Below are 261 nucleotides of genomic sequence, written 5' to 3' on the forward strand. Positions count from 1 at the left end.
AGGCCAGCAGCACGACGCTGAGCGGGATCAGCGCCGGTACGATTCACATTACGGACGAGGCGCAACAGCAAGCTTTGACGGGGCAAGACGTTGCGCAAAGCCTGGCCGGGCTGAACCAGCAGGTGTGGAGCGGACAAGATGGCGATAACGCGCTCAAGCCGATCTTTGACAAGCAGAAGATTCAGGCGGGGTTCGAGATTGCGAATCAGCTGACGCATCAAATCGGCACGTTCGTGGGTCATCGTCAAGCGCAACTGGATG

The 261-nt window shown here is 58.6% G+C and carries 1 protein-coding gene; it reads left to right on the forward strand.

Annotated elements, in window-relative coordinates:
• The coding region (locus tag KPG66_RS18310) for a hypothetical protein (protein ID WP_442929468.1) at window positions 1-261 on the forward strand (261 nt) is incomplete at both ends.

It is taken from the genome of Mycetohabitans sp. B2 (assembly GCF_021733735.1).
Taxonomy (GTDB): Bacteria; Pseudomonadota; Gammaproteobacteria; order Burkholderiales; family Burkholderiaceae; genus Mycetohabitans; species Mycetohabitans rhizoxinica.